Annotated in this window: 14 protein-coding genes and 1 tRNA gene; 2 read left to right on the top strand and 13 right to left on the bottom strand. The window is 58.3% G+C overall.

Features of this window, described 5'->3' with window-relative positions; all coding sequences use genetic code 11:
- Positions 1 to 172: 172 nt before the first annotated feature.
- The 6 genes from ACVW0R_RS09545 to tgt form a co-directional block, all read right to left on the bottom strand.
- On the bottom strand, positions 173 to 469 hold the full coding sequence (locus tag ACVW0R_RS09545; RefSeq protein ID WP_011431615.1) for a hypothetical protein: 297 nt from the start codon (positions 467 to 469) through the stop codon (positions 173 to 175).
- A gap of 6 nt (positions 470 to 475) precedes the next feature.
- Positions 476 to 1,717 (bottom strand): hypothetical protein, encoded by a 1,242-nt coding sequence (locus tag ACVW0R_RS09540; protein ID WP_457501979.1) that lies wholly within the window; start codon positions 1,715 to 1,717, stop codon positions 476 to 478.
- An 86-nt stretch (positions 1,718 to 1,803) separates the two neighbouring features.
- The gene (locus ACVW0R_RS09535; RefSeq protein ID WP_414390867.1) at positions 1,804 to 1,989 is read right to left on the bottom strand and encodes a hypothetical protein; all 186 of its coding nucleotides are present in this window, start codon (positions 1,987 to 1,989) and stop codon (positions 1,804 to 1,806) included.
- Positions 1,989 to 2,414 (bottom strand): hypothetical protein, encoded by a 426-nt coding sequence (locus tag ACVW0R_RS09530; protein ID WP_457384861.1) that lies wholly within the window; start codon positions 2,412 to 2,414, stop codon positions 1,989 to 1,991. The genes ACVW0R_RS09535 and ACVW0R_RS09530 overlap by 1 nt, the downstream gene beginning before the upstream one ends.
- A gap of 196 nt (positions 2,415 to 2,610) precedes the next feature.
- Positions 2,611 to 3,222 carry a hypothetical protein gene (locus ACVW0R_RS09525; RefSeq protein WP_457384860.1) on the bottom strand — a complete coding sequence of 204 codons (612 nt, stop codon included), beginning with the start codon at positions 3,220 to 3,222 and terminating at the stop codon, positions 2,611 to 2,613.
- Positions 3,223 to 3,332: 110 nt separating this feature from the next.
- Entirely contained in the window at positions 3,333 to 4,430 is a 1,098-nt protein-coding gene (gene tgt, locus ACVW0R_RS09520; RefSeq protein ID WP_457384859.1) for a tRNA guanosine(34) transglycosylase Tgt, read from the bottom strand.
- Positions 4,431 to 4,551: 121 nt separating this feature from the next.
- Between tgt and ACVW0R_RS09515 the strand changes: the two genes are divergently transcribed.
- Positions 4,552 to 4,634: transfer RNA gene (locus ACVW0R_RS09515), tRNA-Leu, on the top strand.
- A 57-nt stretch (positions 4,635 to 4,691) separates the two neighbouring features.
- Here ACVW0R_RS09515 and ACVW0R_RS09510 read toward each other — a convergent pair.
- Positions 4,692 to 4,985: a hypothetical protein gene (locus tag ACVW0R_RS09510; RefSeq protein WP_457384858.1), complete on the bottom strand. Its 294-nt coding sequence runs from the start codon at positions 4,983 to 4,985 to the stop codon at positions 4,692 to 4,694.
- Positions 4,986 to 5,531: 546 nt separating this feature from the next.
- Here ACVW0R_RS09510 and ACVW0R_RS09505 point away from each other — a divergent pair.
- Entirely contained in the window at positions 5,532 to 10,112 is a 4,581-nt protein-coding gene (locus tag ACVW0R_RS09505) for a GAF domain-containing protein (protein ID WP_457501978.1), read from the top strand.
- Between the two features lie 71 nt (positions 10,113 to 10,183).
- Here the strand turns inward: ACVW0R_RS09505 and ACVW0R_RS09500 are convergent, their stop codons facing one another.
- The 6 genes from ACVW0R_RS09500 to rdgB all read right to left on the bottom strand — a co-directional run bounded on the left by ACVW0R_RS09500 (position 10,184) and on the right by rdgB (position 15,237).
- Positions 10,184 to 10,327 (bottom strand): high light inducible protein, encoded by a 144-nt coding sequence (locus tag ACVW0R_RS09500; RefSeq protein WP_414346668.1) that lies wholly within the window; start codon positions 10,325 to 10,327, stop codon positions 10,184 to 10,186.
- 100 nt (positions 10,328 to 10,427) lie between these two features.
- The gene (locus ACVW0R_RS09495) at positions 10,428 to 11,492 is read right to left on the bottom strand and encodes a polyamine ABC transporter substrate-binding protein (protein ID WP_414412237.1); all 1,065 of its coding nucleotides are present in this window, start codon (positions 11,490 to 11,492) and stop codon (positions 10,428 to 10,430) included.
- Positions 11,493 to 11,589: 97 nt separating this feature from the next.
- Positions 11,590 to 12,576 carry a CHAD domain-containing protein gene (locus tag ACVW0R_RS09490; protein WP_457501977.1) on the bottom strand — a complete coding sequence of 329 codons (987 nt, stop codon included), beginning with the start codon at positions 12,574 to 12,576 and terminating at the stop codon, positions 11,590 to 11,592.
- 123 nt (positions 12,577 to 12,699) lie between these two features.
- Positions 12,700 to 13,314: a dTMP kinase gene (gene tmk, locus ACVW0R_RS09485; RefSeq protein WP_457501976.1), complete on the bottom strand. Its 615-nt coding sequence runs from the start codon at positions 13,312 to 13,314 to the stop codon at positions 12,700 to 12,702.
- Positions 13,315 to 13,329: 15 nt separating this feature from the next.
- Positions 13,330 to 14,451 carry a hypothetical protein gene (locus tag ACVW0R_RS09480; RefSeq protein ID WP_457501975.1) on the bottom strand — a complete coding sequence of 374 codons (1,122 nt, stop codon included), beginning with the start codon at positions 14,449 to 14,451 and terminating at the stop codon, positions 13,330 to 13,332.
- Between the two features lie 192 nt (positions 14,452 to 14,643).
- A complete protein-coding gene (gene rdgB, locus ACVW0R_RS09475; RefSeq protein WP_457501974.1) occupies positions 14,644 to 15,237 on the bottom strand; it encodes an RdgB/HAM1 family non-canonical purine NTP pyrophosphatase in 594 nt (197 codons plus the stop codon).
- Between the last annotated feature and the right edge of the window lie 41 nt (positions 15,238 to 15,278).

Genomic DNA, 15,278 nt, shown 5'->3' with positions numbered 1-15,278 from the left:
AACTCTTTGCCGCAAATCCAAAGAATGAGTCGGCATTCCTTTCTCTCCTTCCTCTTGAATACCTGTACCCTATTTTAAATTAAAAGGCTGTACCTGTCTAGGCGCCGGGATTACGTTCTATACCCCTTAATTCTTTAACAAGCTGTATCGAGAGAGTACTGTAGAGGGCTTGCTATGGCCCCTGGATCTTAGGATCAACCGACTTCACCAACTGCTGCAAGTGGTTTAGGATCTGGGCCTCAACAGCGGCGTCGTAGAGCCGCAAAGTTAGGCGAGGCACCCGCAAAGAAGCCGTAATCCGTCCTGCCGGCAGATCCAACCACACCAGTTGCTTTTGAAAGCAGCGGCAGGTGGCCCCTATCTCCCGGGCCAGCTCTTCCACCTCCGGCCAGCTCAGGCAGCGCGGCAGCAGCAGGTCTGTGGCCCAGCCCGTTCCACACTCCCGCCGCCTGAGGATGCGCACCTGCATGGATCCCTAAATCCGCTCAGCGTAGAACTCACACCAGGGATCCCCTTTCTCTCTGGCCTTGGTCTCCTGGCCGTGGAAGAGCCCACCCCGCTGGAAGAGGCGGTTGTAGAAGACTTGATCCAAAACCGGCTTCTGCTGAATGTTGCCGTTGTAGACCAAATTCATCATCGCCGGCACCGCCCCTTGAGCAAAATAGCAGGCGGGATCTTCTGCCCGTGGGTAGGAAGCCAAAAAGTAGTTGGCTTCGTAGTTGCCATCAATGGCCACCCGGCAAGACTGGCCACTCACCACCTCCAAAGCCTGCCAGCGACCCCACCCCAGGCTGCTGGCCACCGCATAGCCGCCGTGGATCCAGTCCGTGTCCTTCTCCAGCATCGGCCCCACCAGGGTTTCCCACTCCACCGATTCCATGATGTTGCCGAAGGTGTAGAAGACACAAACATGCCCCGACTCGCGGATGAGAGCTTCCCCCACCCCCATCAGCTCAGCCCGCACCGCCTTCAGCTCCTGTAAAAAGCGATATTGAATGCGGTTGCAGTAGTTGGCAGGCATGCGCGTTAGCAACACGTTAAACGCGCGAATTTGCCCCCGCTCATCTCCGGCCAAAGGCAAGCCCCACAGAGCTTCGTTGACCGCATCGTAGTCCACTGCTGTTGTGGGCCGGGGGAACTGGAGCGGCTGCTCGATCAACTTGCCCATCCCTGGACTGGGAGTCAACAACTGGGGCCGCGGCAGCCGAGTGGCCTGGATCACGCAGTGATCCTTGCGCGTAACGGCCATACACTCCGTTTCTTCTGCCCCGTAGCTTCCCAGCTCGCCAAACGTGGCATCCAGAGCTGCCGCCACATAGCCCACCGCCAAGTGGTCAATGGGACGTGTGCGGTTGACCTGATCCCCGTACTTGCTCAGCCAACCTTCTGCATAGTGAGAATGGGTAAGCTGCACTTCCCCGCCTGAAGGTGTCACCTCAAACGCCAGCCGCCCAAATCCTAAAAAACTGAAGATCTGAGCTGCTACTGCCAGGCGCTCTTGGGTCTCCTGAATGCCAAGAGCCTTGAAAGCTCCGTACAGAAGACTGTAAAAGATCTCCTGGGCTGCCGTGCGCAGGATCCCTACTCCATCGATCCAGTCGGGATCTTCAATAGTCTGCTGCAGGAATAGGTTGTAGTGATGGCAGTGGAAGATAACCGGCTCTCCAAACAGGGAGATGAGCTTACGGTCGCGGTCGAGATGTAGATGCTCAAGCATAGGCAAGTGAACTCAGATAAACAATAGGGGATCCCACAAGCGCAGCAACTGCCCTCAGACAAACCTCGCCAGCTATTCTCGACTACTCAGACCGGCATGGCAATAGGCAGGCGCTCTCGGCCCAAGAGATCTGCCACTGCTTTGTAGAGAATGCGCAGCTCCTGACGGCTCAGGGCGCCCTTTTCGAGGCGGCTATGATCCAGACCCGTTTTCAAAGAGAGGCGCAGGGCCACAAAGTTAGGATCCGGGGCGTAGCGCTTGGCGTAGCTCATCAAAGCCTGAGCAGTGGATGCAGTGGTGTCTGAACAGGGGGCAACAATGGTTTTCCATCAATTAGGATGGCTTTGATACGCTCTGAAATCGCCTTAAGGTCGGTGGTGGAGCGGGTAAGAAACAAGACAAAGTAGGGGCTTCTGGGAAACGCTTTGATGACAACCCGCAACGCCGAAGTACCTGCCAAAAGGTAGTCCCCCTCTTGGTCAGCGCTTGCCGACTGGCAGAGGCGATTGTTGGCTTGTATCAAGTCAGCCGCGTAGTTGCCCAACTGTTCCAGAGAGATTTCCTCCTGCACATCGTTGGTATACGCAACCCTAGCCACTGCAACGCCATCGGTTACTCGCCCCACCAAAGCTGCGATCAAGCCCGGAAGACCGGCAATGTGCTGCTCAACCACACTGATAAGGGTACGTATGGTCACCAGTTTGCCTCCAGATAGAGATTGAGATTGCAAGAGATTGCCCGTCCCCCAAACTCAGCCTTCAAGAGACGAGCCTGCGGTCGCAGTCGAGATGAAAGGGTTTAAGCGCGAGCAAATAAACTTAAAGTAAACCTAAAAAAGCCTTCCAGGTGTAGCAACTACCCCTGGACAAAGCTTGCTAGCTATTTTGAACTACTCAGGCCGGCATGGCAATAGGCAGACGCTCTCGGCCCAAAAGATCTGCTACCGCTTTGTAAAGAATGCGCAGCTCCTGTCGGGTCAGGGTGCCCTTTTCGAGACGGTTGCGGTCTAGGCCCGTTTTCAAAGACAGGCGCAGAGCCACAAAGTTAGGATCCGGAGCGTAGCGCTTGGCATAGTCCATCAAAGCCTGAGCCACAGACATAGCGCTGTCCTGCACAGGGGGCAGCAGCGGTTTTCCGTCGATCAAGATGGCCTTAATCCGGTCTGAAATCGCTTTCAGGTCGGTGATGGAACGGGTCAGGAATAACACAAAGTAGGGGCTTTTGGGAAACGCTTTGATGACAACCCGCAACGCCGAAGTGCCGGCCAAAAGGTAGTCCGCCTCTTGGTCAGAGCTGACAAGCTGGCATAGACGACTGTTGGCCTGGACTAGGTCGCTGGCATAGGTGCCCAAAAGTTCTAGGGCCTGCTCCTCTTGGGAATCGCTGACGTAGGTTACTTTGGCTACTGTGGTACCATCAGTGGCCCGCCCTATCAAAACAGCAACCACGCCCGGAAGGCCGGCGATGTGCTGTTCAATCACGCTGCTGAGGGTTCGGATAGCCATGATCTGACTCCTTCCTGCGGCTACATGGGATAGCTTAAATGCACGTACTATCCCATGTACTTATTCTACCAAAATGGATCAGATGCTTCCAGACAAATCTCCCGGCCGGCTTAGCTCCAGGGATCCCAGTGCTCATGAAATTGGCCTTCCAAGATGGCCTGACGCATCTTCTGGGTGTAGCGCATCAGCTCTGTGATGTTGTGGATGGAGAGCAGAGTGTAGCCCAGGATCTCTTGCGCGCGGATGAGGTGACACAAGTAGGCTCGGCTGAAGTGGCGGCAGGTGTAGCAGGGACAGTCGGGATCGATGGGATCCAGGCTGCGGCGGTGCTCGGCATTTTTGATGTTCCAGCGTTTGCCCCGGCTGATCACCGTGCCATGGCGGGCATAGCGGGTGGGGATCACGCAGTCAAACAAATCCACTCCGGCGGCCACGGCGGCCCGCATCTCGGCATAGGTGCCCACCCCCATGAGATAACGGGGGCGATCTGCCGGCAGTAGAGGGGCTGTTTGCCGCACAACGGCGTGCATAAACTCGACCGGCTCCCCCACACTCACCCCGCCAATGGCATAGCCCGGCAGATCCAACCGACAGACCTCTTCCACTGCCCGCCGGCGCAGCTCAGGGTAAACTCCCCCCTGCACAATGCCAAACAAAGCCTGATCTGAGCGGCGATGGGCTTCCACGCAGCGCTTCAGCCATTGAGTAGTCCGCCGCACCGCTGCCGCCACCGCCTCAGGGCTAGCAGGATAGGGCGGGCACTCGTCAAAGGCCATGATGATGTCTGCCCCCAGGGCATTTTGGATCTGGATAGACAGCTCCGGGGTGAAACGGATGAGACGGCCATCGCGGGGCGAGCGAAACGTTACCCCTTCCTCGTCGATTTGGCGGATGGCGCTGAGGCTGAAGACCTGAAAGCCGCCCGAATCCGTGAGGATGGGGCCCGGCCAAGCCATGAAGCGGTGCAGCCCCCCGGCCTCTTGGATGATGCTTTCGCCAGGCTGGAGGTGGAGGTGATAGGTGTTGCTGAGGATAATGTGGGCGCCGGTTTCCTTGAGTTGGGCAGGGGTGAGGGTTTTCACATTGGCCAAAGTCCCCACCGGCATGAAGCAGGGGGTGGGGATCTCCCCGTGGGGGGTAATGAAGTATCCTGCCCGCGCCTGGGTATTGGGACAAGTGCCCTCGCAAACAAAGGTAAAAGCTGCCAAAGTTAGCGCTCTGGATCCAGTGCGTGCGCAGCCGAGCTTAGCATAAGGGCAGGATCCCCTTCCAAAGCCCGCCTCAGACCTTGACAAGGATCCCTTTCCTTGGGCATCCTTATAGATCACCGCGGAACTGGCGGAATGGTAGACGCGCTAGATTCAGGTTCTAGTGGCAGCAATGCCATCGGGGTTCAAGTCCCCGGTTCCGCACTCCCCCAAAATGGGTTTCAGGGGATACTGCCAGGTTGTCCGGCTTCACCTCCACTTCTAGAGGGCCAGCTCCTTTTCGATTTGGCCAAGCTTGATGCGGGCAAGGGCCAAGTTGCCTTTCTCTCGATCCAGAACCAGATAGAAAAACAAACCAGAGATGTGCTGGACTAGATGCATTAGGTGGTACTGAGTCTCCAGCAGGATAAGAACCTCCTCGATTTTGTCAGTAAGCTTAAGAGACTCAGCAACTCGCATTTTGGCGCGGATCACCTCTGTGTTTCCGGCAACAGCCAGCTCTAGATTAGCTTCGGGAAAGGCAGGGCTGTTGGTACCCTTGTATCCCAGGCACATCCCGGTTTTCCAATCCCCCAGTGCTACCCCAGTGCTCCATCGATGCTCAGAGCTTTTACCAAACTGTCTTGGAGTTTTTGCATGACTGAGAGTATTCCCCCTTTACAAAGCTCGTCGCTCTATAGTAAGTCTTCCGTTGAGAAATTTCAACTCGAAGCTTGCTTAAAAATGTTAGGATTTGATTATTTATAGGGTAAGTGAAACCAAATGCATTAGAGGAAGCTTATTAAGCTTTCTCATCTTTGACATCAGTATAAATACTGAAACTGGGATCCGGTAAGTCTTTTTCCCTTCTGCCCGCGGCGGCTCTGGACGGGCCACGGCTCAGACCCTTATTTTGGCTCGTTTGCAGGAGCTAGAGTAGCTGACGCAGGCGTGGTGAAAATGTAGCGAACCGAACCAACGGGAAGCTGGTTTGGGGATCGGATCCCTGTAGCTTCCGGTGGAGAGGCTTGGAAGTTATGCTGGGGTTACCTCTTTTACCTTGAGACTATCGACCTCCGAGATCGGTGGATCGGAACCCTTCCTCTCCGCTTAGTTTGACCTATGCCTAAGGCCCCCCTCCCTCCCAACGAAGAGCAGCGGCTGGCTGCCCTGCGGCAGTATCAGATTTTGGACACCGCTCCTGAGAACAGCTTTGACGAACTCGTGCGGCTGGCTGCCCACATCTGCGGCACGCCCATTGCTCTGGTCAGCCTTATCGACGAACACCGCCAGTGGTTTAAAGCCAAATTCGGCGTCGATGTGCAGGAGACCCCACGGGATGTGGCCTTCTGCGCCCACGCCATCTTGTCGCCTAAAGAGCCGCTGGTGGTGCCCGATGCCACTCAGGATCCCCGCTTTGCCGATAACCCGTTTGTTACGCAAGAGCCCCACATCCGCTTCTATGCTGGCATCCCTCTGGTAACTCCAGAAGGGCAAGCCTTAGGCACGCTTTGCGTTATCGATTATCAGCCTCGGCAGCTTAGGCCGGAGCAATTGGAGCAGCTCAAGGCTCTGGCCCATCAGGTAGTAGCTCAGTTGGAGCTGCGCCGTACTTTGAGGGAACTGGCTCAGACGCGTCTGCTGCCTAAGTCGGGGGATACTAAACCTGCCCGCAAAAACCGCTTTCTCCTCAAAGTTACCGCTGGTTTTGGCCTGGCTGCCCTGATCTTGGCAGGGATCGCCTACTCCGCCCACCGCGCTGCTTCCCGTCTGCCCCAGATCAACAGGGAGGTAACCCAGCTTCTAGAAGAGCACGAGGTTCTAGAGAAGCTGCTAAGAGAAGTGCAGGCCGCAGAAGTCCACAAGCGCAGCTATCTCCTTACAGGCAATGCGAGCTTCTTACGGAGCTATCAGACAAGCACCGATTCGCTGTTTGCTCTTCTGAATCGGCTACAGGAATTTGCGGCCTTGGATCCCGTGCAGCAAGAGCACCTGAGCCGGCTAGAGCTGCTGCTGGCGCCGTGGCTGAAACTCAACCATGATTTGATTGAGCTGAGGAAGCAAGGGGAGCTATCTGCGGTTCAAGAAGCGCTGCAAAGTCAGGAAGAGGAAAAATTGAGGCAGCGGATTGTCGACGTGGTAGCGTCGCTAGAAGAGGAAGATCACCGCTGGCTGCAGCAAAGTAGCGATCAGTTTCAGCTAGCCTGGAGCCGCACCAATGCCATCCTGCTAGCGGGTCTAACGTTTACCTACTGCATCTTGGCTGCTGTTTACTCCCTCATTCGCCGAGAAAGTGCTGAGCGGGAAAAGGCAGAGCGATCCCTCAAGCAAGAGCGAGATTTTACCAACGCGGTTATCGATACGGCAGGGGCGCTGGTGGTGGTTCTGGATCCTGAGGGACACATTTTGCGCTTCAACCGCGCTGCCGAGCAGCTTTCTGGCTACTCGCTGGCAGAGGTCAAGGGCCGGCTGCTATGGGACTTAGGTTTGATCCCACCGGAGGACGTGCCCAGTGTAAAGCAAGCTTTTGAACAGCTCAAGGGCAACTATTCCCTCTTTTTGAATCGCCATGAGAATTTTTGGCGCACCAAGCAAGGGGCACTGCGGCTGATTGACTGGACCAATACCGCCTTAATCGGTGCCAACGGTGAGGCAGAGTTTCTCATGAGCACCGGCATCGACATCACCGACCGCAAGCTGGCGGAGCTGGCCTTGAAAGAAAGCGAAGAGCGCTACCGGGATCTCTTTGAAAATGCCAGCGACCTCATCCAGAGCGTGGATGCTGAAGGGCACTTTTTATATGTCAACCGCGCTTGGAAAGAGACCTTGGGCTATGACGAAGCTCAAGTTTATCAAATGACCCTCTTCGACATTCTCCATCCCGACTGCCGGGAGCACTGCCAGGCTCTTTTCCAGAAGCTTCTATCGGGGGAGAAACTGGAGAGGGTAGAGACAGCTTTCCTCACGGCCACTGGTGAAACTGTTTGGTTGGAGGGCAATGTCAACTGCCGCTTTGAAGATGGAGTGATGGTGGCTACGCGAGGCATCTTCCGCAACATTACTGAGCAGAAGAAAGCGGCAGAGGAATTGGAGCGGCAAAACCGCCGGGCTCAGTTGCTAGCCAATCTCAGCTTGAAGATCCGCGAATCTTTGGATATCGCCGAGATCCTAGAGACGACGGTAACAGAAATCCAAGCCCTGCTCAAAGCCGACCGAGTCTTGGTCTACCGCTTCCAGCCGGATGGTTCTGGGATCATCTCCAAAGAGAAAACTCAGCCGGGGATCCCCTCCTTGCTGGGAGAGGTGATCGAGGATCCCTGTTTTCAGGAAAAGTACGCCCAGCTCTACAGCCAGGGCCGCGTTCGCGTTGTTAGCGATGTGGAAAGTGAAGGACTGGAGCCTTGTTACCTAGAGCTGCTGCAAAAAATGCAGGTCAGGGCCAACTTGGTGGTGCCGCTGTTTTTGGAGCAGCAGTTGTGGGGGTTGTTGCTGGCCCACCAGTGCTCTGGCCCGCGTCAGTGGCAGCCGTTTGAGATGGAGCTGCTGTCGCAGTTGGCCAACCAAATTGGCATTGCCCTCACCCAGGCAGCCCTTTTGGAACGGGAGAGAAAGCGCAGCCTGGAGCTGGAGCAGGCCCGCAAAGCAGCTGAGCAGGCTGCACAGGCCAAAAGCAGCTTCTTAGCCACCATGAGCCACGAGATCCGCACCCCCATGAACGCGGTGTTGGGGATGACGGGCCTGTTGCTGGAGACGCCCCTTACCCCAGAGCAGCGGGATTTTGTGGAGACTATCCGCGTCAGTGGCGACGCGCTGCTGACTCTCATCAACGACATCCTGGACTTCTCCAAATTGGAGGCCGGGGAAATGGAGCTGGAGATCCTGGATTTCGATCTCCGCTCGTGTCTAGAAGAGGTGGCGGATCTGTTTGCCCCCACTGCCCACGCCAAGGGCCTGGAGCTGGCGGTGCTCATGCCGCCGGAAGTGCCCCACTATCTGCGGGGGGATGCGTCGCGGCTGCGCCAAATCCTCAACAATTTGGTCAGCAACGCCATCAAGTTCACCCACCAAGGGGAGGTGGTCATCCAGGCCGAGCTGCTGCAAAAAACAGCCACCCACGTCCAACTGCGGCTCTCGGTCAGGGATACAGGGATCGGGATCCCCAAGGATGCTCAAACCAAGCTATTTCAGCCCTTTACCCAGGTGGATGCTTCCACCACCCGCAAATACGGGGGCACAGGGCTGGGCCTGGCCATTTGCAAGCAACTGACAGAGCTGATGGGAGGTCGGATCTTCCTGGAGAGCGAGGAGGGCCGCGGCAGCACCTTCAGCGTCGAGCTGACTCTGGAGCGGCAGCCCTATGCCCAGCAGCTTTCCCAGCCTGCTGTTCGCATCCCGGTGGATTTGCAGGGCAAGCGGCTGTTGGTGGTGGACGACAACGCCACCAATCGCAAGATCCTGCGCTGCCAGGCCACGGCTTGGGGAATGGTGGTGGAAGAGGCTGAGAATGCCTATCAGGCTATGGACAAGCTGCGCCAAGCCGTTCGGGAAGGCAGACCCTTCCCCCTGGCCGTTTTGGATATGCAGATGCCGGAGGTGGATGGGGAGACTCTGGGCCGCTGGATCAAGGCAGATCCGCAACTGGCCGAGACGCAACTGGTGATGATGACTTCACTGGGACTGGGGGAGCACTCCCGCCGCGCTGCCGAAATCGGCTTTGCCGCCTACTTGGTTAAGCCGGTAAAACAAAGCCGCCTGCAGGAAGCGTTGGTCATGGCCCTGGGGAAATCTTCTGGTTTATCCACTTCGCTCTTGGGAATGAGGCCCGTCCTCCCTCAGACGACCCCCAGGGAGGATCGTCCCCGTCAATCGCTGCGCATTTTGCTGGCAGAGGATAACCCCGTCAACCAAAAGGTGGCTTTGCGCCAGCTCGAGAGTTTGGGCTACAAGGCCGATGTGGTGGCCAATGGTCAGGAGGTATTGGATCTCCTACAGCAGGTCAGATATGACCTTATTCTCATGGATTGCCAAATGCCGGTGATGGACGGCTACGAGGCCACCCGCCGTCTGCGCCAGCGGGAGCGGGGATCTGGCCACCGCACAGTGGTGATTGCCATCACGGCCAACGCTATGCAGGAGGATAGGGAGCGCTGCCTGCAAGCAGGGATGGACGACTATCTCAGTAAGCCGGTGCTAAAGGAGGATTTGGAGAGAGTGATCAACTACTGGAGCCGCAAGATCGCCTCCTCCGCACTAGGAGCAGCCAATGGGCCTACCTCCGAGGTGGCTTCGCCCGCTCCGCCTTCTCCTAAGGGTGCCAGCGGCAACTCTGATCCCACGCTGCCCTATCCCATCGACTCGGCTTACTTGGAGCGGGTTACGGGCGGCGACAGCCAGTTTCAGCGGGAGCTGCTGCAGGTGTTCGTCCAGGATTGCCAGAACCAGTTGCCGCGGCTGCGCCAAGCCGTTGCAGCGGGTAATGCTGAAGACTTGAGGAAAATTGCCCACCGCCTCAAGGGAGCCAGCGCCAACGTGGGGGCCCATGCCTTTTCTCAAGCAGCCCGCGAGCTCGAGCACCTGGGGGTGCAACTGGCCCAGCAGGGATCCCTGGACAGTGCTGCACCAGAATGGGCCAGGGCTTCCCAGGGCCTGGAGGAGCTGGAGCGCATCCTAGCCGACATTTGCCAGTACTTGCAGAATTTGTAGGGGGTAGAGCCTCAGCAAAGCAAAAGCTCGGCTGCCAGCCGAGCAGAAAGGGTCTGGGCCAGGGCTTGGGATTACATCAGGCCGATTTGAGAGAGGATCCCTTGGCCCGTGAGCAGCTCGGTCAAAACGCCGATTACAAAGCCCAGCATCGCCAGCCGGCCATTCCATTTTTCGGCAAAGGGCGTAAAGCCAAACTTAGCTTCTTGGTTTTCCATGGCTGCAACTCCGTCAGTAGGTGACATTCCCAATGTGGCTCAGATATTAAAAAGTGTCAAGTTTTGTGTCGAGAGCTAACAAGCCGCAGGCAGTGGATCCCTAGCTGCTTTTAACAGCAGTCCAGACAGCGTCAACCAGACGTAGCTGCTCCTGCGACAGCACTTTGAGGTACTTTAGCCTGGCAAAGGTCGCCTCATCGGGATAGATAGCTGGGTTTTGGCGATCCCGGGGGTTGATCCTGGGTAGGGCAGCAGCGTTGGGGGTGGCAAAGCGGTTGTAGTTGCTCAGTTGAGCGCCAATTTCCGGCTCCAGAATGAAGTTGATGAAGCGGTTGGCCAGCTCCGGGTTAGGAGCTTTGGCAGGGATAGCCATCACGTCAAGCCAAATGTGGGCGCCCTCGCGGGGGACAAAGTAGCCAATGTTGGGATTTTCTTCGGCAGCTTGCAGGGCATCACCGCTGTAGACAACCGCCACATTGGCTGTCCCGGAGACCAGTTGATTTTTGCCGCCCACCCCGCCAATGAGACCGGCGCTGCGGCGTTTGGCTTGAATCAACAGCTCCTGAATCTGCTGCAGCTCTGCGGGAACGGTAGTACTGGGGTCAAAGCCCAGGTAGAAGGCGGCAGCCGCAAGCATAGAGCGCATCTCGTCGATCATCACAAAGGGGCCGTACTGCTGCTTAGGATCAAAGATCAGCCCCCAGGAACGCTCAAAGTTTTCCGGCAGGCGGTCTTTGCGGTAGCCAATGCCGGTGGTGCCCCACTGGTAGGGAACGGTGTAGGTGTTTTCTGGGTCAAAGGGCAAGCCGACAAACTTCTCGTCCAGGTTGCGGAGATTGGGAATGAGGTTTTTGTTGAGAGGCTGCAGCAGGCCCAGCTCCACCATGTTGGGCACAACGTAGTCGGTGGGCACGACAATGTCGTACTGGCTGACGCCGCCCCCCCGCAGCTTGGCAATCATGTCCTCGTTGGACTCGTACACACTCACCACTACGCGGCTGTTAGTGGCTTTCTCAAAGGCCGTGAGAATGGCTGGGTCAATGTATTCCGACCAGATGTAGAGTTGGAGGGTTGGTTTTCGGGCAGCAGTTCCTAAGCGCCAAAAGAAAAGTAGGGCCAGTAGACAGCAGAGCAAAGCAACGGCCGTGGCAATTCTCTTTTTCATGGGCATTTTCACACCTAGTGGAGCTGGACGTCGCCCTTACACCTAGCCGTGGATCTGGAGCGATCCTGTCCAGCCAACTGCGGTTCAAACCCCTGCTCTAGCCTACCACCTGGACTTCCCCGTTGCTGTTCTCCCCAACCAAGAAGAGCAACTGATATAGCCGCTGCTGCTCGGCAGGGTTACAGTAACGCTGTTGCTGCGTGGGCCAATCTTGGAGAGCCAGCTTCTGTTGTTCCTGCAGCCAGTTCTGCAAGCTTGAGTCGGCAGGTAGCTGGGCCTGGAGAACTTGCAAGTCGTTAAAGCGGCCCAACTGTTCCTGCAGACGCTTGAGGGCCTTCACCCAGCTTTGGAGGGTCTCTCCGTAGAAGGGGGCAAAAAACTCTAGCTGGTAGCGCAGGCGTTTGGTGGCTTTGCGCAGGTCATGCAGTTGTTCAGCCTGAGCTTCGGTTTCGGGGAAGGCCGGGATCCGCCAACCCGGCTGCAGGAACCACGCCGCTACTAGCGGCGCCAAAAGATGGCGCAAGCTCTCCTGCACAGGAAGCTGGGCCGCAGGCCGGTAGCGAGGAGAAACCAGCCACTCTTCGCAAGCAGCCTGGAACTTCCGGAAGTCCTCCTCTGCCAGAATGCGGCGGGAGTGTTTCTCGGCTTGAGCTTGGCGCCGCTGCAGCTTTTCCTTCAGCTCCTCTAGCTCCGCCTGCTGGTCTGCCGGGATCCCTTGCCAACAGGGTTCGTGGAGGATTTCCAGCAACACGTCCAGATCCCGCTGCGGGCCCAGCGTCTTGATCAACTTTCGCAAACGTTTGGGCCTGAGCGGCTTGGGCAGGCGCAGGGATCCCTGAAACACTTCCGCCCAGGTGCCGATGCGGCGCAAGCTCACCCGGATCTGATGAAGGGATTCTGCCGCCTCCGGGTGGTGCTTGAGCACTCTCCCCACATGCTTCTGCAGCCGCTGCCATTGCTGGCTCAGCAGTTGGTGGGCCAAAGCAGCCAGCGGAGGCAAGCTTGAAGACGAGAGCAAGAGTGACTCCGAGGACTCCGTCTTGCCGAGGCTCTCAGTTTCCGATTCAGCAGCAATGAGGTCCACCGCAAGTCTCCTCTACCCACGACAACAACTCCAAAGAGCGGCAAACCCCCCTGCCCTAGCCTACCTAGGCTAGCTTGAGCCGCCCCCTGCTCCCCCCTTTTTAACCAAATCTTAACCTTTCGTCTAGGGCCTTGGGACTGCTGCCAGCAGGCGAGGCTGGACCACCGACCAGATGCGGGCAGCCACCTCCAGGGGGGATCCCCCGGCGTCAATGCGGACAATCCGCTGCGGCTCGGCGGCAGCCAGCGTCTGGAAGCCCTGGTGGACGCGGCGGTGAAACTCCAGGCGCTCCTGTTCGAGCCTGTCGGCAAGCCCAGACCTAGCTAGCCCCACCTCAGGCGGGAGATCCAGCCATAGGGTGAGATGCGGCTGCAGACCGCCGGTGGCCAAGTGGTTGAGCTGGCGGATCTTCTCCAGGTCCAGCCCCCGTCCGTAGCCCTGGTAGGCCAGGGTGGAATCGGTGAAGCGATCGCAAACCACCACCTGGCCGGCTGCCAAAGCCGGAAGAATACACTTTTGCACATGCTCAGCCCGGTCTGCCGCGTACAGAAACAACTCTGCCAGCGGTGTCAGGGGATCCCCATGCAACAAGATCTCCCGCAGCGCCCGGCCTAGCGCTGTCCCTCCCGGCTCGCGGGTAGACACGCAGGCGTAGCCTTCTCTTTGCAGCCGCTCGGCCAAGAGGGCTTGCTGGGTGGTTTTGCCCACCCCCTCCCCGCCTTCTAGAGTAATGAACACGGCGCCGTCAGGGGGCTAGCGCAGATTAAGCTGCGGTTGCAAATCAAAGGAGTGGCCCGGCACCATCACGTACACGTCGGGGATGTTGGTGGGCTCCAGGTTTTGCAGGGCCAGCCCCTCCACGTTGGAGCGGAGCGCGTTGTTGACGGCGGTTTCCAGTTGGGACAAAACCTGGGCCTCATTACCCTGAGTGGCTAAGCTGGGAAACTGGTTGTAGACGGCGCGGGCCAAGCTGCTGGCCAAGGGGATCTGGATCAGGGTGAGGTTGGATCCGCCCAGTTGCGGGCCCAAGGTGTTTGCCCGCCCGCGGATGCCCAAAGCTTGGAGGGCATTGGCCGTTTGGCTGACAGGGATGGTGCAGGTGTCCATCTTGTAAATGGGCACCGAAGCCATGGTGAGGGCAGAGACGCTGGTCAGTTGCACCACGGTAAAGGAAGCCGTGCCGTTGTAGGCAAAGCAAAAATCCCGGAAGGCCGCCGGCACATTGGCAGCGCGGATGGGGCGCTCATCGTCAAAGCCGCCCGACTCGGCAAAGATGTTGCGGATGGCAAACCCGCCGAAGAAGGCCAGCAGGGCCACCACCAGCAGGATGGTCAGATCTGAGGAGGAGACTCCCCCTGAAGAGCTGCTGCTGCGTCCTCCCCCTCCATATCCCCCCCTGCCCCCGTAGCTGGGGGTGTAGCCGTAAGCTGCAGAACGGCTGGAGTCGCTCCGGTAGGAGCCGGCATAGGCGGCAGAGCGGGCGGATCCGTCGTAACCCCAGTTGCTGGAGATAGGGTGCCGGGGAACCAAGGCTTGTCCGGCACGGCTGGGCCGGGGCCGAGAGGACTCCGTCTCGGCACCCCGCGAAGATCCGGCGGCAGCTTCTCGGGCTGAGCTGGCCCTCTGTCCTCCGCGCCCAGAGAGACGAGCAGCGGACGTCTTGCCATCGTTTTGCCTCTCCTCATCCTCTAGCCAGTCTTCGGCACCTCCAGTGGAGGGAGTAGAGCCGTCCTCCGGCAAGGGGGGCGGGGAACGCCGGCCTTGGGACTCTGGGCTGTTGGGAGCTTGGCCGCGGCTTCCCTCGCCGGCAGCAGCCGTTGAGTCTGGAATACGGTTTGGATCCCGGCTTGGATCGCGCTCCTCAGAGAAGGTCATTCTTCAGGCTCCCAACGCAAAACTGGCACTCCCATCTTCCTGTACCGAGGAAACCTTTTGACAGGTAGGATCCACAGAGCTGCAGCCTTAGGGTTCAAGGGATCCCCCCCGCGGCCTCGTGAAACCTTTTCTGGCCCAGGCTGCTGCCATTGTCTCGGCCCCCCTCGTGGAGAATGCAGCCGTACCTTCAAGCTAGCCTAGACTGCGCTCCAAGATGAGGAGCTGTTCTTTCAGGGCTCTCAGGGCCTGGCCGCGGTGGCCGACCGCTTCTTTTTGCGCCGGGCTCATCTCGGCGAAGGTCAGCCCCACTTCGGGCACCCAAAAGAGGGGGTCGTAGCCAAACCCTCCCTTGCCCCGCGGCTGAGCCAGGATCTCCCCGTGGCAGATGCCCTCCACCAAGGCCCGCACCTGGCCCTGGGGATCGACAAGGGCAATGGCGCAGTGAAAGCTGGCTTGGCGGTTGGGGATCCCTTCCATCTCCCGCAGCAGCCGCTGGATGCGGGCGGCATCGTCGGGGGCATAGCGAGCGGAGTGGATCCCGGGGGCGCCGCCAAGGGCTGCCACCGCCAGGCCGGAGTCATCAGCAATGGCCCACTCCCCCAGCGATTCTGCCACGGCCTTGGCCTTGAGAAGGGCATTTTCGGCAAAGGTGCTGCCGCTCTCTTCCATAGTCAGCTCGGCAGGCAGGGGGCGCAGCTCCCAGGCAGGGGCATGGAGCTGAAAAAAGGTGCTGAACTCCCGCCATTTGCCGGAGTTGCTGCTGGCCAAGATCAAGGGGCGTGCCATAAGGGTATCTTAGGGGAAACCAGCAGACAGTGGGGGGGCTG

The organism is Thermostichus sp. MS-CIW-15 (assembly GCF_054060575.1).
Note: the sequence above shows the minus strand (reverse complement) of the source record. Positions and strands in the feature narration are given on the sequence as shown.